At 72.2% G+C, this 20,393-nt stretch carries 19 protein-coding genes; 15 read left to right on the forward strand and 4 right to left on the reverse strand.

All coding sequences use genetic code 11. The annotated features are described in order from the left end of the window. Window positions 1-23 precede the first annotated feature (23 nt). The 5 genes from ACWPOB_RS20495 (at window position 24) to ACWPOB_RS20515 (ending at window position 4,362) form a co-directional block, all read left to right on the forward strand. A complete protein-coding gene (locus tag ACWPOB_RS20495) occupies window positions 24-1,163 on the forward strand; it encodes an 8-amino-7-oxononanoate synthase (RefSeq protein WP_455401927.1) in 1,140 nt (379 codons plus the stop codon). Continuing rightward, window positions 1,160-1,855 (forward strand): dethiobiotin synthase, encoded by a 696-nt coding sequence (bioD, locus tag ACWPOB_RS20500; protein ID WP_455401928.1) that lies wholly within the window; start codon window positions 1,160-1,162, stop codon window positions 1,853-1,855. Before ACWPOB_RS20495 ends, bioD begins: the two co-directional genes overlap by 4 nt. Window positions 1,856-2,103: 248 nt before the next feature. Then, window positions 2,104-3,393: a PP2C family protein-serine/threonine phosphatase gene (locus ACWPOB_RS20505; RefSeq protein WP_455401929.1), complete on the forward strand. Its 1,290-nt coding sequence runs from the start codon at window positions 2,104-2,106 to the stop codon at window positions 3,391-3,393. 62 nt (window positions 3,394-3,455) lie between these two features. Then, entirely contained in the window at window positions 3,456-3,845 is a 390-nt protein-coding gene (locus ACWPOB_RS20510) for an STAS domain-containing protein (RefSeq protein ID WP_100057091.1), read from the forward strand. 67 nt (window positions 3,846-3,912) lie between these two features. Beyond that, on the forward strand, window positions 3,913-4,362 hold the full coding sequence (locus tag ACWPOB_RS20515; RefSeq protein WP_455401930.1) for an ATP-binding protein: 450 nt from the start codon (window positions 3,913-3,915) through the stop codon (window positions 4,360-4,362). Between the two features lie 109 nt (window positions 4,363-4,471). On the opposite strand, the gene ACWPOB_RS20520 is transcribed toward ACWPOB_RS20515, so the two are convergent. Both ACWPOB_RS20520 and ACWPOB_RS20525 read right to left on the reverse strand, forming a co-directional pair. Further along, window positions 4,472-4,900, reverse strand: a complete 429-nt coding sequence (locus tag ACWPOB_RS20520) for a hypothetical protein (protein WP_455401931.1) — start codon at window positions 4,898-4,900, stop codon at window positions 4,472-4,474. A 35-nt stretch (window positions 4,901-4,935) separates the two neighbouring features. Then, a complete protein-coding gene (locus tag ACWPOB_RS20525) occupies window positions 4,936-5,088 on the reverse strand; it encodes a hypothetical protein (RefSeq protein ID WP_455401932.1) in 153 nt (50 codons plus the stop codon). 268 nt (window positions 5,089-5,356) lie between these two features. Here ACWPOB_RS20525 and ACWPOB_RS20530 point away from each other — a divergent pair, with 268 nt between their 5' ends. The 6 genes from ACWPOB_RS20530 (at window position 5,357) to ACWPOB_RS20555 (ending at window position 10,286) form a co-directional block, all read left to right on the forward strand. After that, window positions 5,357-5,641: a hypothetical protein gene (locus ACWPOB_RS20530; RefSeq protein WP_006946170.1), complete on the forward strand. Its 285-nt coding sequence runs from the start codon at window positions 5,357-5,359 to the stop codon at window positions 5,639-5,641. After that, the gene (locus tag ACWPOB_RS20535) at window positions 5,638-6,453 is read left to right on the forward strand and encodes a hypothetical protein (protein ID WP_455401933.1); all 816 of its coding nucleotides are present in this window, start codon (window positions 5,638-5,640) and stop codon (window positions 6,451-6,453) included. The genes ACWPOB_RS20530 and ACWPOB_RS20535 overlap by 4 nt, the downstream gene beginning before the upstream one ends. Before the next feature lie 58 nt (window positions 6,454-6,511). After that, window positions 6,512-8,428 carry a fumarate reductase/succinate dehydrogenase flavoprotein subunit gene (locus ACWPOB_RS20540; protein WP_455401934.1) on the forward strand — a complete coding sequence of 639 codons (1,917 nt, stop codon included), beginning with the start codon at window positions 6,512-6,514 and terminating at the stop codon, window positions 8,426-8,428. A gap of 2 nt (window positions 8,429-8,430) precedes the next feature. Continuing rightward, window positions 8,431-9,177, forward strand: a complete 747-nt coding sequence (locus ACWPOB_RS20545; protein WP_455401935.1) for a succinate dehydrogenase/fumarate reductase iron-sulfur subunit — start codon at window positions 8,431-8,433, stop codon at window positions 9,175-9,177. A gap of 99 nt (window positions 9,178-9,276) precedes the next feature. Beyond that, entirely contained in the window at window positions 9,277-9,720 is a 444-nt protein-coding gene (locus ACWPOB_RS20550; protein ID WP_455401936.1) for a hypothetical protein, read from the forward strand. Next, on the forward strand, window positions 9,717-10,286 hold the full coding sequence (locus ACWPOB_RS20555) for a hypothetical protein (RefSeq protein ID WP_455401937.1): 570 nt from the start codon (window positions 9,717-9,719) through the stop codon (window positions 10,284-10,286). The genes ACWPOB_RS20550 and ACWPOB_RS20555 overlap by 4 nt, the downstream gene beginning before the upstream one ends. A gap of 83 nt (window positions 10,287-10,369) precedes the next feature. Here the strand turns inward: ACWPOB_RS20555 and ACWPOB_RS20560 are convergent, their stop codons facing one another. Beyond that, window positions 10,370-11,032 carry a TetR/AcrR family transcriptional regulator C-terminal domain-containing protein gene (locus ACWPOB_RS20560; protein WP_100057085.1) on the reverse strand — a complete coding sequence of 221 codons (663 nt, stop codon included), beginning with the start codon at window positions 11,030-11,032 and terminating at the stop codon, window positions 10,370-10,372. Between the two features lie 132 nt (window positions 11,033-11,164). Here ACWPOB_RS20560 and bioB point away from each other — a divergent pair, with 132 nt between their 5' ends. The 4 genes from bioB (at window position 11,165) to ACWPOB_RS20580 (ending at window position 18,587) form a co-directional block, all read left to right on the forward strand. Continuing rightward, window positions 11,165-12,178 (forward strand): biotin synthase BioB, encoded by a 1,014-nt coding sequence (gene bioB / locus ACWPOB_RS20565; RefSeq protein ID WP_100057093.1) that lies wholly within the window; start codon window positions 11,165-11,167, stop codon window positions 12,176-12,178. A 9-nt stretch (window positions 12,179-12,187) separates the two neighbouring features. Beyond that, window positions 12,188-12,382, forward strand: a complete 195-nt coding sequence (gene bsaP, locus ACWPOB_RS20570; protein WP_455401938.1) for a biotin synthase auxiliary protein BsaP — start codon at window positions 12,188-12,190, stop codon at window positions 12,380-12,382. A gap of 83 nt (window positions 12,383-12,465) precedes the next feature. Further along, the gene (locus tag ACWPOB_RS20575; RefSeq protein WP_455401939.1) at window positions 12,466-13,764 is read left to right on the forward strand and encodes a patatin-like phospholipase family protein; all 1,299 of its coding nucleotides are present in this window, start codon (window positions 12,466-12,468) and stop codon (window positions 13,762-13,764) included. 404 nt (window positions 13,765-14,168) lie between these two features. Next, the gene (locus ACWPOB_RS20580) at window positions 14,169-18,587 is read left to right on the forward strand and encodes an HAD-IC family P-type ATPase (RefSeq protein ID WP_455401980.1); all 4,419 of its coding nucleotides are present in this window, start codon (window positions 14,169-14,171) and stop codon (window positions 18,585-18,587) included. Here ACWPOB_RS20580 and ACWPOB_RS20585 read toward each other — a convergent pair. After that, complete coding sequence (locus tag ACWPOB_RS20585; RefSeq protein WP_455401940.1) at window positions 18,580-20,049, reverse strand: CYTH and CHAD domain-containing protein; 1,470 nt, start codon at window positions 20,047-20,049, stop codon at window positions 18,580-18,582. The genes ACWPOB_RS20580 and ACWPOB_RS20585 overlap by 8 nt on opposite strands. Between the last annotated feature and the right edge of the window lie 344 nt (window positions 20,050-20,393).

The raw sequence follows: 20,393 nt of genomic DNA on the forward strand, positions 1-20,393 counted from the left end.
GCGTTCAGGTATGGTCTGCCGACATGACCGCCTTCGCCAGCCTCCAGTGGCTCGACGACGTCGCCGACGCCCGTCGCGCGGCGGGCCTGCGCCGCACCCTGCATCCGCGCACCCCGGTACCGGGCACCGTCGACCTCGCCTCCAACGACTACCTCGGTCTCGTCCGGCACCCCGAGGTCCTCGCCGCCGCGACCGCCGCGCTGCGCCGGTGGGGCGGCGGCGCCACCGGATCCCGCCTCGTCACGGGCACCACCAGCGAGCACGAACTGCTCGAGTGTGAACTCGCCGAGTTCACCGGCGCCGAGTCCGGCCTCGTATTCGCCAGCGGCTACGCCGCCAACCTCGGCGCCGTCACCGCCCTCGCCGACCGCGACACCCTCGTGGTCTCCGATGCGGGCTGCCACGCGTCCCTGGTCGACGCATGCCGGCTGTCCCGCGCGCGGGTGCAGATCGCCCCGCACGCCGACGTCGACTTCGTGCGGACGGCCCTCGCCACCCGCACCGAGCGGCGCGCCCTCGTGCTCACCGACTCCGTGTTCAGCGCCGACGGAGACCTCGCGCCGCTGCCGGAACTGCATGCGGCGTGCCGCGCGCACGGCGCGCTGCTGCTCGTCGACGAGGCCCACGGGGTCGGAGTCCGCGGTGAGGGGGGCCGCGGACTCGTCCACGAGGCGGGTCTCGCCGGCGAACCCGACGTCGTGGTCACCGCCACGCTGTCGAAGTCCCTGGCCTCGCAGGGCGGCGTGGTCCTCGCCGACACCCGTGTGCGGGCCCACCTGATCGACGCCGCCCGCACCTTCATCTTCGACACCGGTCTCGCGCCCGCGGCCGTCGGCGCCGCCCGCGGTGCGCTGCGCGTGCTGCGCGACGAGCCGCAACGGGCCACCGCCGTGCTCGAGCGGGCCGCCGACCTGGCCCGGATCACCGGCGTCGCCGCCCCCACGTCGGCGGTGGTGTCGGTGATCCTCGGTGACCCGCAGGTCGCGTTCGACGCCGCCCAGGCGTGCCGCAGCCGGGGCGTCCACGTCGGCTGCTTCCGGCCGCCGTCCGTCCCCGAGGGCACGTCCCGGCTGCGGCTGACCGCGCGCGCGAATCTCGGCGCCGACGAGCTCGCCCGCATCGAAAGCGTCCTCACCGACGTGCTGGCCGGGGCGCGCGCATGACCGTCCTGTGTGTGACCGGCACCTCCACCGACGTGGGCAAGACCGTCGTCACGGCGGCCTACGCCGCCGTGGCCGCCGCGGCGGGCCTGCGGGTCGCCGTGTGCAAACCGGCGCAGACCGGCGTCGCCGACGACGCACCCGGCGACCTCGCCGAGATCGCCCGGCTCACCGGGCACCGGGTCCACACCGTCGAACTGGCCCGCTACCCGGAGCCGCTCGCACCGGACACCGCGGCGCGGCGCAGCGGCCGGCCGCCGCTGCACCTGCCCGACGTCGTCACCGCCGTGCGGGCACTCGCGGACGCGTACGACCTGGTGCTCGTCGAGGGGGCCGGCGGGCTGCTCGTCCGGCTGGGAGCGGACGGGTTCACCCTCCTCGACGTCGCCGCCGCGCTGAGCGCCCCCACCGTGGTGGTGGCGGCCCCCGCCCTGGGCACCCTGAACCACAGCGCGCTGACCGTCGCCGCGCTGCAGGCCGGCGGCGTCGAGTGCGTGGGCCTGGTGATCGGCGCGTGGCCGGAGCAGCCCGGTCTGGCCGAGCGGTGCAATCTGCAGGACCTGCCCGAGGTGACCGGCGTGCCCGTCGTCGGGCGCATCCCGGCGGGCAGTGGCGCCCTCGACGCCGTGGCCTTCGGCGAGCAGGCCGCACGCTGGCTGCCGGCCGACCGGATCGGGCTGCCGGTGCGATCCTGACGCCGCCCGTCGCGGTACGCGGTCGGCGCCCCGGCACGTTTCCTGCAGGTGAACGAATGTGCGAAGACGGCGAGTTCGGGTAGGGTGTCCGATGCGGTTGAGACACCAGCCGTAGTGCCTGTGAGGTACGCGTTCCGACTACGCGTCCCTACGTCAGTGCTACGCAGTGCTCGTCGCGTTGGGTGTCGACTGTTGCGTTTCACCGACCGAGGCAGGACCGGAAGTCGGTGTAGGAGACAGCGCAAGCGATGACGGTGCTCGATCACCAGCAGTGGGAGACTGCCCGCGTGCGGGCCGTCTCCCGCTACCACATTCTCGACACCCCGGCCGACGGCACGTTCGACCGGATCGCCCGGCTGGCTGCGTCCTGGTTCGGCACCCCGATCGCCACGGTGACGATCGTCGACGAGGACCGCATCTGGTTCAAGGCCGCCCACGGTCTCGAGGGAGTGCGGCAGATCGACCGCGCCCCGGGACTGTGCGTCTCTGCGATTCTCTGCGACCGCCCCTACGTGGTGGCCGATGCGCGGACCGACCCGCGGACCGCGCAGAATCCCCTCGTCCACGGCGAGCTGGGGGTGCGGTTCTACGCCGCCGCTCCCATCACCACCGCGGACGGCTACCGGCTCGGCACGGTCAACGTCCTCGACACCCGGCCCCGGGAGGTCTCCGCTGCGGACCTGTCCGTCCTCGAGGACCTCGCGTCGGTGGTGATGGACCAGCTCGAGCTGCGGTTGTCGGCGCTGACCACCGTCCGGGCCGAACGGGACCTGCGGCTGCAGGCCGAGCGCGACCGGCACGTGCTCGCCGAACTCGCCACGACCCTGCAGCGGACCCTGCTGCCGCCGTCGCTGCCGGCCATCGAGGGCATCGAGCTTGCGTGCCACTACCACGCGGCATCCAACCAGCAGGTCGGCGGCGACTTCTACGACGTGTTCCACCTCGGTGACGACCGGTGGGCGTTCTTCCTCGGGGACGTCGAGGGCCACGGCCCCGTCGCGGCGTCGGTCACCTCGCTGATCAGGTACACGCTGCGCGCCGCCGCCGTGCGATTCTCCGACCCGCGGCTGGCGCTGGCCGAACTCAACACCGTTCTGCTGCTCGACCCGCAGCAACACCGCTTCTGCACCGTGATGCTCGGGATCATCGAACCGAATCTCGAGGGTCGCGAGGGCGCCCGGGTGACCCTCGCCACCGGCGGGCATCCGCCCGCGCTGCTGCTGCGGCCGCGCTCGGGGGCGGTCTGCACTGCGGTCGGCGTCCGCGGCATGCTGGTGGGCGCCCTGCCCGAGGCCCGCTTCGGAGCGTGCACCGTCGACCTCGAGCCGGGGGAGACACTGCTGCTCTACACCGACGGACTCACCGAGGCCCGCCCCGACGGACGGGAGATCTTCGGGGAGGAGAGCGTCGTCGCATTCCTCTCCGCACGAGTGCCGGACGCCACCCCGATCCGCCTCGTCGCCGAGCTTTCCGAATTGATTCCCAGCCTGCGGGCGCAGGACGACATCGCCCTGCTCGCCGTGGGTGTACCCCGTTGACTTCCGATCCCAGGATCGGACCCGCTATCGCACAGGAGGACAGAGTCTTGCATGATGGACAGATGAACGAAGCGACTTCCGAACAGCCGATCATGGCCGTATCCCAGGCGTGGAGCGGCGACATCGCGGTGCTGTCGGTGGCCGGTGACGTGGATCTGGTCAGCGCCCCGCAGCTCGAGGAGGAAGCCGTCGCCACCCTGGGTAACGACAAGTGCCGGGGTCTGATCGTGGACCTGGGTGCCGTCAACTTCCTCGCCTCGGTGGGCATCGCCGTGCTGGTGGACCTGTCGAAGAAGACCGCCGGCACGATCCCCTACGCCGTCGTCGCGCAGGGCTCGGCCACCGCGCGGCCCCTGTCGCTGCTCGGGCTCGACGAGGTGTTCCCGATCCACAGCCGCCTCGACGAGGCGCTGGCCGCCCTGCAGGCCGACAAGGCCGGCACGGAGGCATGAGCCGGGCGGAGACCTGGTACGCGGGACACGAACCGGTCGGGGACCTGTCGACGACGAGGGAACGAGGATGCAGACGCGAGGCGTAGCACCAGCCTTTCTGACGACCGGACTGTACTACCGCGGCGTACGCGCGGAGGCCTCGCAGGTGACGATGCTGCGGCAGGCTCTCGATCGGTGGCTCAGCGGCCTGCGGCTCGCCGAGGCCGGCGGCCAGGACGTGCTGCTGGCCAGCTACGAGGCGCTCGCGAACGCGGTGGAGCACGCCTACGCCGACGGTGACGGCACGGTCGACCTCGAGGCGAAGTACTCGCCTCAGGACCGGTGCGTCGAGATCGTCGTCACCGACCACGGGCACTGGCGGGAATCGGCCACGCCGACGGCCGGGAGCTCGCGCGGGCACGGCCTGGCGCTGATCCGGAACCTGGCCGCGGACACCGACCTGGTCGTCAATCCCGACGGCACCGTGGTGGCGATGCGCTGGCACCTGCCGCAGGAGGCCTCGGCCTTCTCGGGTTGATCCGGGCCGCCCGGGCAGCGTCTCCTGCTCGCCCGACGGCTGCTCGACCGAACGGACTCCGGCCCCGGCGCACGAAGCGCCGGGGCCGGAGTCGATTTCGTGGACGGAGTCAGGCCGGTTGCGGGTCCCGGCGGGCACCGGCGCCACCGCTCAGGGCGAACACCGAGGTGCACACGGTCCCGGCGGGCACCGTGACGTCCTCGCGGGAACGGGTCACGGTGTCGCCGAGCAGGTCGTGCTCGGCGAGTGCCTCGAGGATTCGTTCGGGGGCGTCGTGCACGCAGACGCACGGGATGCCGGCGGCGCGCACGGACTGCATCGTCATCGCCTCGGCGGGAGAGCAGGCGCCGTCGAGCACCTCCTCGGTGACGATCGCGCACACCACCCGGTCCGCGGCGAACGTGTCGGTGAAACCGAGTCCGTGGTGACGCGCCCACGTCCGCAGCTCGGCACCGCGGGCGCCGTCGAGCACCCGGGAGCAGTCGCCGACGATCAGTAGTTCGCCGGCCGGTACCCCTTCGATCGATCCTGAACTCATCTGATCCCCTGCTTTCCACATCGACGTCGTCGACCTCATGCGCGCCCGGTGCTGGCCGACCGCTCGTCGGTGTGTGGTTCGGCGAACATCGCCTCGATGCGGCGCTTGATCTCCTCGGTGCTCATGGCCGAGCCGGCGGAGGCCATGGCGCGACGGGAGGCGGCGGAGGCGAACAAGGTGGTCTGCATGACGGTTTCGGTCCTTACTCTCTTCAGCGCGAGCTGTTTTCACACTGGCACCAAAGCTTTCCCGGATGCGGGATTTTCGAAACCTGTAGCAAAGATTTCACATTTCCTGGACTGAAATGTCCGGATCCGGGGCGGATCGGCCGCTCGGCAGGGTGTTTACGCGCCGATCGCCGGATTCGCGTGCGTCGCCGCGCGAATGTCGTACTGTGATAGCTGTCACATCGAGTCGGCAGGTGTCGACGTGCCGACCGCCCTCTCGGAGGTACGAATGTCCACCACCGAAATGCAGGAACTGCACCGCACCATCGGTCACCTTCGGCACTGCCTGACCTCGCTCCGGTCGAGGTACGGCGACGCCGCTGCGGTGCGCCGCCTGATCAACGACGTGGACCGGCTCGACATCGACGCGCAGGATCTGGCGGCCTCGCCGCCGCGCGAGACGTCCCGGCCGGCCGGCGAGCGGATTCCGATCCCCGACACCCCGTACGACGAGATCTTCCGCGGCGTCGACTGTGACGACGAGGGGCTCGGCGGCCTGCACGGCTCGCGGTGAGCGCCCCCGCGGCAGGCGCCGGCGTCCGGTCCTCGACGCGGGCCCGGATCGCGGCGCGCACGCTACGCACCGACCGGTGGTGGCAACCGCCTGTGCTGACCACGCTCGGGCTGGCCGTCTTCGTCGTCTACGCGACGATTCGGTCCTTCGTGCGCACCGCGTACTGGGTGGAGGAGTACCACTACCTCACGCCGTTCTACTCGCCGTGCGTCAGCGCGTCGTGCGTGCCCGGCGCCCGGCACTTCGGGACGTGGGTGGGCGAGCTGCCCATGTGGATCCCCCTAGCGTTCCTGTCGCTGCCGTTCCTGCTCGGATTCCGGCTGACGTGCTACTACTACCGCAAGGCCTACTACCGCTCGATCTGGCTGGCGCCGCCGGCCTGCGCCGTCGCCGAGCCGCACGCCCGGTACACGGGGGAGACGCGGCTGCCGCTGCTGATCCAGAACTCGCACCGCTACTTCTTCTACGTCGCGCTCGTCATCTCGGCGATCAACACCTACGATGCGATCGTCGCGTTCCACGGTTCCGGCGGCGGGTTCGGCTTCGGCCTCGGCAACCTCATCCTGGTGGGGAACGTGCTGCTCCTGTGGGCGTACACCGTCTCGTGCCACTCGTGTCGGCACGTCACCGGCGGCCGGCTCAAGCACTTCTCGAAACACCCGCTGCGTTACCGGATCTGGACGTCGGTTTCCCGGCTCAACACCCGGCACATGCAACTGGCGTGGACCACGCTGGGCACCCTGATGATCACGGATTTCTACATCATGCTCGTGGCGAGCGGCACCATCTCGGACCTGCGGTTCGTCGGCTGAGCCACGACGACGGCCCGGGCGCCGGCCACGGGCCGGCTCGGCAGCGAAGGAGGACTGGATGGCGGACGTCGAACGGCACAACTACGACGTGGTGGTCATCGGCGCGGGCGGAGCGGGGCTGCGCGCCGTCATCGAGGCGCGTCAACGCGGACTGCGGGTCGCGGTCGTGTGCAAGTCGCTGTTCGGCAAGGCGCACACCGTCATGGCGGAGGGCGGTTGCGCCGCCGCGATGGGCAACGCCAACCCGCACGACTCGTGGCAGGTGCACTTCCAGGACACCATGCGAGGAGGAAAGTTCCTCAACAACTGGCGCATGGCCGAACTGCACGCCCGCGAGGCGCCCGACCGGGTGTGGGAACTCGAGACCTACGGTGCGTTGTTCGACCGCACCCCCGACGGCCGGATCAGCCAGCGCAACTTCGGCGGTCACACCTATCCGCGGCTGGCGCACGTCGGTGACCGCACCGGCCTCGAGCTGATCCGCACGATGCAGCAGAAGATCGTGTCCCTGCAGCAGGAGGACCACGCCGCCACCGGCGACTACGACGCCCGGGTGCGGGTGTTCGCCGAATGCACCGTCACCGAACTGCTGAAGGACGCCGAGGGCCGCATCGCCGGTGCGTTCGGGTACTGGCGCGAGTCCGGCCGGTTCGTGCTGTTCGAGGCGCCCGCCGTCGTCGTCGCCACCGGCGGGATCGGCAAGTCCTGGAAGGTGACGTCGAACTCGTGGGAGTACACCGGCGACGGTCACGCTCTCGCCCTGCGGGCCGGGGCCGCCCTGATCAACATGGAGTTCGTCCAGTTCCACCCCACCGGGATGGTGTGGCCGCCGAGCGTCAAGGGCATCCTCGTCACCGAGGGTGTGCGCGGCGACGGCGGGGTCCTGAAGAACTCCGAGAACGATCGATTCATGTTCTCGTACATCCCGCCGGTGTTCAAAGGCCAGTACGCGGAGACGGAGGAGGAGGCCGACCGCTGGTACACCGACCAGGAGAACAACCGCCGCACTCCGGACCTGTTGCCGCGCGATGAGGTCGCCCGCGCCATCAATTCCGAGGTCAAGGCCGGTCGCGGCACCCCGCACGGTGGGGTGTTCCTCGACATCGCCTCGCGCATGCCCGCCGAGGAGATCGTCCGGCGGCTGCCGTCGATGCACCACCAGTTCAAGGAGCTCGCCGACGTCGACATCACCGCGGAGGCGATGGAGGTCGGCCCCACCTGCCATTACGTGATGGGCGGGATCGAGGTCGACCCGGAGACCGGTGCCGCGTCCGTACCCGGCCTGTTCGCCGCCGGCGAGTGCTCGGGCGGCATGCACGGGTCGAACCGGCTCGGCGGCAACTCCCTGTCGGATCTGCTGGTGTTCGGCCGGCGCGCCGGCCTCGGCGCCGCCGACTACGTGCAGGGCCTCGGGCACCGCCCGCGTGTCGCGGAGGCGGACGTCACGGCCGCGGCGCGCACGGCGCTGGCCCCGTTCGATCCCGCCGAGCCCGCGACGGCGGAGAACCCCTACACCCTGCACACCGGGTTGCAGCAGTCCATGCAGGACCTGGTGGGCATCATCCGGCGCGCCGACGAGATCGCCCGTGCCCTCGACGTCCTCGGCGCGTTGCGGGCGCGGATCCGGAACGTCGCCGTGGAGGGGCACCGGCAGTTCAATCCCGGCTGGCACCTCGCCCTGGACCTGCGCAACATGCTGCTCGTGAGCGAGTGCGTGGCCCGGGCGGCGTTGCTGCGCACCGAGAGCCGCGGCGGGCACACGCGCGACGATCATCCGTCGATGGACCCGAACTGGCGCCGGACGCTGCTGGTGTGCCGCACGGACGGTGGGGACGAGTCGATCCCGGATGTCACGGTGGCACCCGAACAGCAGGTGCCCATGCGACCGGATCTGTTGGCGCTGTTCGATTTCGAGGAACTCGCCAAGTACTACACCGACGACGAACTCGCGGAGCATCCGGGACGGAGGCCGTAGCCATGGGGTACCGGGCGGCATTCAAGATCTGGCGCGGTGACGGCGGGGGCGGTGAACTGCGCGACTACACCGTCGAGGTGAACGAGGGCGAGGTCGTCCTCGACATCGTCCACCGGCTGCAGGCGACCCAGGCTCCCGACCTGGCGGTGCGGTGGAACTGCAAGGCCGGCAAGTGCGGGTCCTGCTCGGCGGAGATCAACGGCCGTCCGCGGCTGCTGTGCATGACCCGGATGTCGGTCTTCGCCGAGGACGAGGTGGTCACCGTGACCCCGCTGCGCACCTTCCCGGTGGTTCGCGACCTGGTCACCAACGTGTCCTTCAACTACGAGAAGGCCCGGGAGATACCGGCGTTCGCGCCCCCGCCCGACCTGGCGCCGGGGGAGTACCGGATGCAGCAGATCGATGTGCAGCGGTCGCAGGAGTTCCGCAAGTGCATCGAGTGCTTCCTGTGCCAGAACGTCTGCCACGTGGTGCGCGACCACGAGGAGAACAAGGAGGCGTTCGCCGGTCCCCGGTACCTGATGCGGATCGCCGAACTCGAGATGCACCCGCTCGACGTGGCCGACCGGCGCACCGCCGCGCAGGAGGAGCACGGACTCGGGCTGTGCAACATCACCAAGTGCTGCACCGAGGTGTGCCCGGAGAACATCCACATCACCGACAACGCGCTGATCCCGATGAAGGAACGGGTCGTCGACCGCCGGTACGACCCGATCGTCTGGCTCGGCAACAAGCTGTTCCGGCGCTGACCCCACCCGCTCGGCCCGCCGGCGGCGCGTCGCGGCCCGGGGGGAGGCAGGCTCGGTTACGGTGTGCCGACCGGTCCGGGCAGCAGCGAGGAAGGCGGGGTGCGTACAGCCATGGCCCACGGCACATTCCGTCTCCCCGGCTACGGCGGTGCCGCGGTGTTCCTGCGGCCTCACGCCGCGGCGCGAACGCTCGGGTCCGACGCGCCGAATCTCGCCTTCGACGTGGGTCTGCTCGGTCCGGATCGGTTCGCGTGGTACCTGGGTCGGCCGGCGGAGGACGACTTCCTGCAGGGCTTGGCGACCTTCCTGTTCCGGGCCGCATCCGACTTCCATCCGGAGCGTTCCCTGCCCCCGTTCGAGGACCGCCGCATGGGTTTCGTCGCGGCCGTCCGATCGAGCACCGACCACCGCGTCGAACTCGACGTCCTGCTCGGGGAGGAGGACGGCTTGAACTTCGAGACGAGCCGCGTCGTGGTCGGTTCCGCGGCGCACGCGATCGTCGAACTCACCGGGGGCCGCGTCGAACTCGGATCGGGGCTGTGACAATGGCGTACCTCTTCGATGCCCTCGAGTTTCCGGACGCGAGCCGGATGACCGACCTGTGGAACAACACGTGGGCCGACGAGGCCGTGGGCGCGGAGATCGCCACCGGCCACCTGGTGGAACTGGGTGTGGACCAGCACGTCGACGTCGAGTCCGATTTCCTCAACAGTCACATGCCGTTCCACGTCGCCGGTTTCGGGGGTCTCTACCCGGACGGCAGACCGTGGATGTTCACGATGCAGACGGCGCCCGCCGACCTGGCCGTCCGGCTGCTCGGTGGTGCGGATCCCCATCGCATCCTCGGCGATTCGCTCACCCGGGCGCTCGACTTCAATCCCGAGGCCCGGCTCGTCGATGCGCTGGCGTGGACCCGGCACGATCTCGTCGAGGTGTACGCGGACGAGGGAAATCGGCCCCGGCGCAGTCGACCGGTGGAGCGTGGCGGACCTGCTGCGGGGCCTGCTCGCGCAGTGCACGTCCGTCCCGCTCGCCGACATTGTGTCGGGCTACCCGGGCTGCGCATTTCCGGACGTCGCGCATGCGTGCGCGGCCGACGTCTTCGGTGACGCGTACGCCGCGTGGGGACGCCGGCAGTAGACCACCGCCCGGCCGACCCCCGTCGATCCTGGTGGCCGAATGTCACATGCGTTCAGTTCGGTTGCACCGGTGTGACATTCGGTCTCAACGCGGCGCGATCGCCCTCGCGCAGGCGGCTGCGGATGCCGTCGACGAACAGGGTCAGGCCGAAGTCGAACCGCACGGACGGATCCCCGTCGAGCAGGTCGTCGTCCGAGCCGGCCGCGGTCTCGGTGGACACGTCGGGGGAGACGGGCTTGCGGGTCAGCGCCCCGAGCTCGGCGAGCTGCAGACGGGACTGCTCGTCGACGGTGTGGCCGAGGACGTAGTGCAGCAGCGCGTACCCGGCGAGCTCGGCGTGGGCACGGGACAGCCGCGCCCGCAGGCCCGCCGCGACGAACGCCTCCCGTACGCGCGACGTGGTCAGGCGCGACGCGTAGGTCGCGGCGACGAGTTCCGCGCCGTCGCGGTGGGCGAGCAGTGCGGCGCGGAAGCGGTGCGCGAGTTCGGTGAGTGCGCCGTCCCAGGCGGGGGCGGTGGACGGGGCGTCGACGCCGTCGAGGATGCGGTCGGCCATCGCGCCGAGCAGGGTCTGCTTGTTGGGGAAGTGCCAGTACAGGGCCCCGGGCTGGACGCCGAGCGACGTGGCGAGCTTGCGCATCGTCAGGTCGCCGAGACCGTACTCGTCGAGGATCGCCATCGCGCCGTCGAGGACGTCGCCGCGTCGCAACTGCACCGTTCGCTCCCGTCGTACCTGGTTCCCGACCATCCGTCGCGTTGACAGTAGACCACCGCCACCCTAGCCTGAACGGCGTTCAAGTGAACGGTGTTCAAGTTCGCCGTGACCCGCACCCTCCAGGAGACGACCGTGACCCAGGCCCCCGCCCGTGCCGACATCCTCACCCTCGCCCGCGAACAGGTGCTGGGGCGGGGCGAGGGACTCGACCGTGAGCAGGTACTCGAGGTGCTGCGGCTACCCGACGAGCGGCTCGAGGATCTTCTCGGCCTGGCCCACGAGGTCCGCATGACCTGGTGTGGCCCCGAGGTCGAGGTCGAGGGCATCATCAGTCTCAAGACCGGCGGCTGTCCCGAGGACTGCCACTTCTGCTCCCAGTCGGGGCTGTTCGCCTCCCCGGTCCGCTCGGCCTGGCTCGACATCCCCAGCCTCGTCGAGGCCGCCAAGCAGACCGCCAAGACCGGTGCCACCGAGTTCTGCATCGTCGCCGCCGTCCGAGGGCCCGACGCGCGGCTCATGGCCCAGGTCGCCGCCGGGGTCGAAGCGATCCGCAACGAGGTCGACATCCAGGTGGCCTGCTCGCTCGGCATGCTCACCCAGGAGCAGGTCGACCAGCTCGCCGCGATGGGAGTGCACCGCTACAACCACAACCTCGAGACCGCCCGCTCCTTCTTCCCGCAGGTCGTCACCACCCACAGCTGGGAGGAGCGGTGGGAGACCCTGCGGATGGTCCGCGAGGCCGGCATGGAGGTGTGCTGCGGCGGCATCCTCGGCATGGGGGAGACCCTCGAACAGCGTGCCGAATTCGCCGCCGACCTGGCCGCGCTCGAGCCCGACGAGGTGCCGCTGAACTTCCTCAACCCGCGCCCGGGCACCCCGTTCGGGGATCTGGAGGTCCTGCCGGCGGCGGAGGCGCTCAAGGCCGTTGCCGCGTTCCGGCTCGCGCTGCCGCGCACCATCCTGCGCTTCGCCGGCGGCCGCGAGATCACCCTCGGCGACCTCGGCGCCAAGCAGGGCATCCTCGGCGGCATCAATGCCGTCATCGTCGGCAACTACCTCACCACCCTCGGCCGGCCGGCCGAGTCCGACATCGACCTGCTCGGCGAGCTGAAGATGCCGATCAAGGCGCTCGGCGAGACCCTCTAGGAGGCCGGCGTGTTCAACCCGTTCACCGGCCGGCCCGTCGACGAGGACGCCCCGGTCCCGGCCGCGGCCCGGCTCGGTCTCGAGCCGCCCCGGTTCTGCGAGCAGTGCGGGCGCCGGATGATCGTGCAGGTCGCCCCCGACGGCTGGTGGGCCCGGTGCTCCCGGCACGGGACGCTCGACTCGAGCCTGACGGAACATCGCTGAGCGTGCCCGCGCCCGCCGACCGTGGCGGGTGCGGCCGGGGAGCGACCGCCGCGCCCGGGGCCCGCGCGGACAGGCGGCCGGAGATGCGACACAATCAGCGCGACGTCCCCTCCGGAAGGATCAACGTGTCGGTGCAGTCCGTGCGGCGCAAGAAGATCGCCATCGCCTGTCAGGGTGGAGGCACGCACGTCGCCTTCACCTGGGGTGCGCTCACCTCGATTCTGCGGGCCAAGCAGCGATGGGACGCCGACGGCGGCACCTCCTTCGATCTGGTCTCGCTCAGCGGCACGTCCGCCGGCGCGTTGTGCGCGCTGGCGACCTGGTACGGCCTGGCCCCCAACGGATCCGACCCGGACTGCGGCACCGTCGACAAGGCCGTCGAACGACTCGACCACCTGTGGACCGTGTTCGCGGCGACAAACCCCGCCGAGACGCTGCACAACCTGGCCGGGCAGGTGCTGCTGCGCTGGAAGGCCGCGGGCGTGGCCCTCCCCGAATCGAGTCCGTACGCCGCGGCGGGCCGCCTCGGGCTGCTCGGCCTGGGATCGGTGGGTGCCCGCCCGGAGTACCTCGGATTCCGGGGTCTGCTCGCCTCGCTGTGCCCGGACTTCGACTCGGTCGATTGGAAGCTCCTCGCCCAGAACAATGTCCGGGTCATCGCCGGGGCGATCGAGGTGCTCAGCGGCAACTTCGAGACCTTCGACTCGGACAAGACCCTGGAGGAACTGGGGCTCAAGCCCCCGCCGGAGCGCGACCAGTACGGCGCGACGCGGTGGCGGATGCGACGCGCGCTGTCGCTCGACGGTGTGGCGGCGTCGGGCACGCTGCCCGAGCTGCTGCCCGCACAACCGATCGAGAACCTCGAGTTCCCCACCGCGGACGAAGGCACCACCGTCCGGCGCACCGGCTACTACTGGGACGGCCTGTATTCGCAGAACCCGCCGGTGCGGGACCTGCTGGACACCGAGACCTGCGACGACAAGCCCGACGAGATCTGGGTGGTGCGGATCAACCCGCAGGAGTACTCGCCGACCTCGTTGCGCGTCGGTCTCGAGGAGATCCGCGACCGGGAGAACGATCTGGCCGGCAACCTGTCGCTGAACCAGGAACTCGACCACATCCTCACCGTCAACCGGTGGATCGACAAGTACGGCAACGACACCCCGCCCCTGACGGACCGCAAGACCGTCGTGGTCCGCACGATCAAGATGAGCCGGGACTCGGCGTGGACGCTGGACCACGCCTCGAAACTCGACCGGAGTCCACGGCACCTGGCGGCGTTGCGGGCCGAGGGCACGGAACTCACCGAGCGGTGGCTGGCCGACTGGCGCGCGGCCGGCGACGGCTTCCCCCGATACCCGGCCGACGCCCGGTATCCGTAAGGGCCGGCATGTGCCGGACCCCGGTGTAGGTTTTCGCGGAACTCGTCACCCATGGGCGGCCGGCCGGTGTCACAGCGGTGTGAACCCGGCGCTGCCGGAGTACGGCAATCCTGACTGCTGGCCGCGGCGGCGCTAAGCTCAGAACCTGGCGGTCCTGCACGGTGAGCGCGCGGCGTGGGTCTAGACGCCCCCGAGGCGGGTCCGCACCGGCATCGACGTGTGGCCGCCGAGGAGGACACCGTGCAGTCTTCTTTCCGCCCTCTTTTCCTGCGCACCGGCGCGCCGGATGCGCCATGACCGCCGCGGCCGCGACGTCACCTGCCTCGCGTACTGGGCACACCGGATGGCTGTCCGCGGTGACGTCGGTGCCCCGGCGGGGAGCGCAGACGGGCACCCGACTGGCCATGGCCGGCGCCGGGGCGGGGGTGAATGCGGCGATCGTGGGGGCGGCGACGGCGGCCGGGGTCGGCACCGCCCTACTACGGGCCCCGGCCGCGGCGGTGACCGCACCGTCGACCACTGCGGTCCGTTCCGTCGCCGAGGTGGTGCGCGAGAGCCCGCGAGGGGGTGCGCCGCGGCGGCACGGGGCCACCTCGCAGCGGATCTGGCTCGAGGTGCGCGGGCTGAACAGCCCGGACGGGGACCGTGTCGCCGAGCAGATTCGGCGGGCGGTGCGTGCCGCACCCGGCGTCGAGCAGGCGCAGGTGCATCGGCCGTGGTCGCGGGTGGTGATCACCCCGGGCCCCGTCGGCCCCGATCGGCAGGTGTTGCGCCGGATCGTCGACGGCGTCGAACGGGACTGCGCCCTCGACCTTTCCGGGCGTGGTCGTGATCTTCCCGGCGACGACATCGTGCTGACCCGCCGGTTGGTGGCGGCCGCGGCGGCGGCGTCGGGACTGGCGGCGGCGCTGGCCGGACGGTATCTGCGGCTGCCGCGGCTGCCCGGCGTGCTCGCGGCCCCGGTGGTCGCAGCCGACTACCAGCCGCGGATACGCACAGCCGTGGAGACCGCGGTCGGGTCCGATGCCGCGGATCTGTTGTTCGCCCTGGCCTCGACGGCCGTCTACACCGCCACGCTGGCTCCGCCGTCGCTGGCGGTCGAGACTGCGCTGCGGGTGCTGCTGGCCGCCGAGGCGCGCGCGGGCCGCCGCGCCTGGCAGGCGGTGGAGCCGGTGCTCGCCCGGCATGTCAAGTCGGCCCGGGCCCTGCCCCGGGTGAGCCGCCCGACGCCGCCGCGGCCCGGGCCGATCGAGCGGCACGGCGACCGGGCCGGACTGGCCGGGGCGGGCGCGGCCGCGGCGCTCGGGGCGCTGACCCGCAACCCGGCCACCGCCGGTGCCGCGATGATGGTCGCCGCTCCCAGGGCCGCCCGGGCGGCCCGCGAGTCCTTCGCCGCCGTCCTCGGGAGTGGACTGGCCGATCGCGGGGCACTGGTGCTGCGTCCGGCGGTGCTGCGGCGCCTGGATCGGGTCGATGCGGTGGTGGTCGATCCGCGGGCCCTCTACACCTCGCACCTGAGCGTCACCCGCGTGCTCGAGGTGCCCGACCGCGACCGGACCCGGGTGTGGGACGCCGCCCGGACCGCCGTCGAGGGCGGCGCTCTCGGCCCGGGGTGGCATCCGGTCTCCGCCGTGCCCGGCCTCGCCGTCGAGACGGACAAAAAGGCCCGGGTACTGGTCGGCTACGTGCACGATCGGTTCGCCGCCGCGGTGCTCGCCGCCGCCCGCAGCGCCAGCACCCAGGTCGTCTCCGTCGAGGACGACGGGCTGCGGTCGCTGCGCACCGGATTCGACCGGCTCGACCCCGCGGCAGCCTCGGTGGACAAGGCGCTGCGCGCCGTGGTCGAGCGGCTGCAGGCCGACGGGCGCACCGTCGCGGTGCTCACCGCCGATGCTCCGGAAACGGTGGCGGTCGCGGACGTCGCCGTCGGTGTCCTCGACGGCGGTCCGCCGCCGTGGGGCGCCGATGTGCTGGTGCCGGATCTGACCGGAGCGTGGCGGCTGTTGTCCGCACTGCCGGCTGCCCGGGCGGCGAGTCGCCGCGGGGTGGACCTCTCGCTCGACGCCTCGGCGCTGGGCGCGTTGCTGATGCTGCCCGGGGTGCCCGGCAGCGGCCCGGAGTCGGTGACCGCCAGCGCCGTAGCGGCACTGTGGACCGGGCGCTCGCTGGCCCGCGCCGTACTCGCCGAGCCGCTGCCGCAGCCGCGGTCCGGGCACGACTGGCACGCCCTCTCACCCGCGGCGGTGCGGCGGCTGCTGCCCCCACCCGACGGAGACCGACCCGCACCGCGACCCCGCGGAAAATGGGTCCCGGCCGCGGCCCGGCCGCTGCGCCTCGCCTGGCGCACCGGCGGCACGCCCGTGCGGTCGGTGCGGGGCTTCGCCCGTGCGGTCCGGACCGAGCTGGCGGATCCGTTGACGCCGGTGCTGGCGACCTGCGCGGCGGCCAGCGCCGTGCTCGGCTCGCCGCTCGATGCGATCCTGGTCGGGTCGGTGCTGCTGGTCAACGCCGGAATCTCGGCCACCCAGCGGCTGCGGGCGGAGAAGGTGCTGCGCGAGCTGTTGCAGGAGCAGGATCCGCCGGCCCGTCGACTGACCGGCGCGACAGGACACCGCCGTTATCTCGGGGTCCCGGCGGGCGCGCTGCGCCGCGGGGATCTGATCGAGGTCCGGCCCGGCGAGGTCGCCCCGGCGGACGGGCGGCTGATTCTGGCCGCCGGAGTGGAGGTGGACGAGTCCTCGCTGACCGGAGAGTCGCTGCCGGTGGTCAAGCAGACCGACCCCACGCCCGGGGCGCCGCTGGCCGAACGGACCTGCATGCTCTACGCGGGCACCACCGTGCTGACCGGCACCGCCGCCGCCCTCGTCACCTCGGTGGGCCGGGACACCGAGACCCGCCGCGCCACCGCCATGGCCCCGGGCAAGATCCGCGAAGTGGGCCTGCAGAGCCAGCTCGGTGCCCTGACCCGGCGGGCCCTGCCGGTGAGCTTCGGCGGCGGCGCGCTGGTGACCGCGTTGGGATTGCTGCGCGGCACCGGGGTGCGGGCTGCGGTGACCAGCGGGGTCGCGGTGACCGTGGCGGCGGTCCCGGAGGGGCTGCCGCTGGTGGCCACCCTGGCGCAGATGGCCGCGGCCCGCCGGTTGACGAGCTCCGCGGCGCTGGTGCGCACCCCCCGCTCGGTCGAGGCCCTCGGCCGGGTTCAGGTCGTGTGTTTCGACAAGACCGGCACGCTCAGCGAGAACCGGCTGCGGGTCACCGTGGTCGAACCGGCCGAGGGGTTCACCCGCGAGCAGGTTCTCGCCTACGCCGCCCGCACCGGCCACTCCGCGAACGGCGGCCCGCCCGATCACGCCACCGACGTCGCCGTCGTCGAGGCCGCCGACGGCGCCGGCGCCACCGACGGCGACGGCGACCGGATCGCGTATCTGCCCTTCCGCTCCGGCCGGGCCTACGCCGCCGCGGTCGCCGGCCGGCACCTGGCCGTCAAGGGCGCCCCGGAGGTGATGCTCGGCGCCTTCACCGCCCGCCCCGACGCGCTCGCGCAGCGGGTGCAGGCGATGGCCGCGGCCGGGCTGCGGGTGATCGCCGTCGGCGGGCGCGAGCTGTCCGACGAGCAGGTGCGCGCCGCCGCCGACGACCCGGACACCCTGGCCGACCTGGCCACCCGGCAGCTGGCACCGGTAGGGCTGATCGGGTTGGCCGACACCCCCCGCGCCGACGCCGCCGGGTTGTTGCCGGCGCTGCGTGAGCAGGGCATCGGGGTGCGGTTGATCACCGGCGACCACCCGGTGACGGCGATCGCCATCTCGAGGGAGCTGGGACTCGACGTCACCGCCGAGCAGGTGCTCGCCGGCAGCGAGTGGGAGGCGATGTCCTCGGCCGAGCAGCAGCGCGCGGTCGGCGAGCGGCTGGTATTCGCCCGGATGTCGCCCGAGCACAAGGTGCAGATCGTGCAGACCCTGGAAAAATCCGGGCGGGTGTGCGCGATGGTCGGGGACGGCGCCAACGACGCCGCCGCGATCCGCGCCGCCAGCGTCGGCATCGGGGTGGCCTCCCGCGGCAGCGACCCGGCCCGGGGCGCAGCCGACGTGGTCCTGCTCGAGGGGCGCGTCGGCGCGCTGCTCGACGCCCTCGCCGAGGGTCGCCAGCTGTGGCAGCGGGTCCACGCCGCGGTGGCGGTGCTGCTCGGCGGCAACGCCGGCGAGGTGGCGTTCGCGCTGATCGGCAGCGTCCTCACCGGGCACTCGCCGCTCAACGCACGGCAGCTGCTGCTGGTGAACATGCTCACCGACGCCCTGCCCGCCGCCGCGCTGGCGGTCAGTACCCCACGCGGTAACGGCAATCACCCCGCCGCCGCGGCAGTGGCGGATCAGTCGGCGCTGCTGCGCACCGTCGCGGTGCGCGGGACCACCACCGCCGTCGGCGCCACCGCCGCCTGGTTGATGGCCCGGGGCACCGGAACCCATCAGCGGGCCTCGACCGTGGCGCTGATCGCGCTGGTCGGCACCCAGCTCGGCCAGACCCTGCTCGACTCGCGCAGCCCGCTGGTCGTCGGCACCGCGCTGGGGTCGCTGGCCACCATGGCGGTGCTGGTCAGCACCCCCGGCGTCAGCGGGTTCCTCGGCTGCGTGCCGGTCGGGCCGGTCGGCTGGACTCAGGGTCTCGGCAGCGCCGCGGTCGCCGCCGCGCTGGCCGCGCTCGCCCCCGAGACGGCGGCGCGGATCCCGGGGATCGGCGCGGTGGTACGCACGGTGACCGAGGCCGGCAGCGTCGACGAGGTGCGCCGCCGCCTCGACCGGATCGAGGGGCTGCCGCTCAGGTAGCCAGGTCGGCGGCGTGACGACGGGCCCGCTCGGCCGCCTGCAGTTCGAGCCCGTACAACAACCCGAAGGTGAACCCGTTCTCCCCGGGTGTGGTTCCGGCCCGGGCACCGAACTCGCGCAGCAGGTCGGTGGCGACAGCGCTGTCCTGATGCTCGCCGAGGACCTGCTGGATGTTCGTGTACCGGGCGATCTTCCTCTTCGCGCGTGTGCGGCCGAGCAGCGGGGCAGCCAACTCGACGGCGTAGCGGGCCCGCTTGGCGGCCTTGCGAGCCCGATGCACGGCCTCTTCGTCATCGCCGGCCGCGGCGGCCCGCACCCGGCTCAGGGCCTTGCGTTCGGCTGTGCGGACCGCCTTCTCGATCGCCCGCGCACCGTCTACCTCCCCGGTCAGCGGTGGCTGCGTGCGCCAGCGTGCCAGCGCGGCGAGCAGCATGCGATACCGGTCGGAATCCAGGGCGCGCAGCACCTCGTCGAGATGGCGGCGCTGGTCGGCGAGCAGATCGGTGTCGATCCGCGACGCCACCGGGCCCATCACCAGCTCCGGCGGCAGGGCCCCGAGCGCGTCGGCGAACCGGGAACGCTGCACCTGCCGATCCCGAACGTGACCGAGAATCCCGGCATACCAGGACAATTCGGAATCGAGCCAGGTGCGTTGCGCGGGCTCGAACAGGTCCTGCCACACCCGCAGTGTGCTGCGCAGCCGCCGGATACCGACCCGGATGGGGTGTATCGGGTCCAGACCGCGGCGCAGCCACACGTCCCCCGCGCCGATCGCCTCGATCTGGGTGTCGAGGTAGGCGCCGAGCACCCGCCGTGCGGTCGGGGCCTCCTCGGTGCGAGTGTCGGGGCCCGGGGCCGGGTCGGTCGCGGCGAGGGCGTGCTCGAGCTCGCTGCGGTGCGACGCCGGTGCGGCGCCGGCGCGGGCCAGGGCCGCGGCGAGCGCGGTGCGGTGCTTCTTCGAGGCGACCGTACCGACGTCGAGGTGGATCTGGTGCCACTGTTCGACGGTTGCCACCTGGCCGATCACGGTGGCCTGGACCGTCTCTACGATGATCTGCGCGAGCAGCCGGTCCTTGCGGTCGTACCACTCGTGCCGGTGCTCGCCGATACCGAGGGTGACCGAGCGCCGCAGCGCCCGCCCGCCCGTCAGGCCCGCTACCGCCACGGTGAGTTCGTCGGGCACGAGGTCGCTGTCGTCGGAGGAGAGGTGCAGCTCGGTGCCGAGCTTGCCGCCCGGAACGACCAGTTCCCAACCGGCCTCGCCGTCGGGTCCGGGATTGCGGTACCGGAGCACGCACCCCCAGCGCCGCAGATCGCGCTCGTCGGTATCGAGGTAGATGCTGTGGCGCTCGAGGCCGGGGCGATCGACGTGCCGTGCCCTCGGCAAAATGTCCTGCCATCGCGGCAGGTTCGTCGGGGGCGAGGCGAGATACGTGGTGCCGGCGGGCGCGGACGAGGTCATGACTTCGAGTCTGTCGCATCCGGCCGGGCGTCGGCTGGGAATGTGGCGTGTTCCCGCTCCCGCAATGGTGCTCGGCGGCGGTGCGACCCTCGTCGAGGATGACTGCGCCTCGTCGTCGACGGGGCTACAGTGAGGAATCAGCCCTCGAGTGCCGTGGAGCACCCATCCCCGTCTCCGATCGAGGTCACCGTGGACCTACCGACGTCGCCGGCATCCCGGTCCGGCGCCGGCTGGGGCAGCCCGGATCTCGAGACCACGGCACCGTCCGGCCGGCACCACCTGCGGCGGCCGGGCTGAACCCAGGGGTCCGGGCTGAACACAAGGGGCCGGGCGACGAAGGCCCT

The sequence above is a fragment of the Rhodococcus sp. 2H158 genome (genome assembly GCF_053764755.1).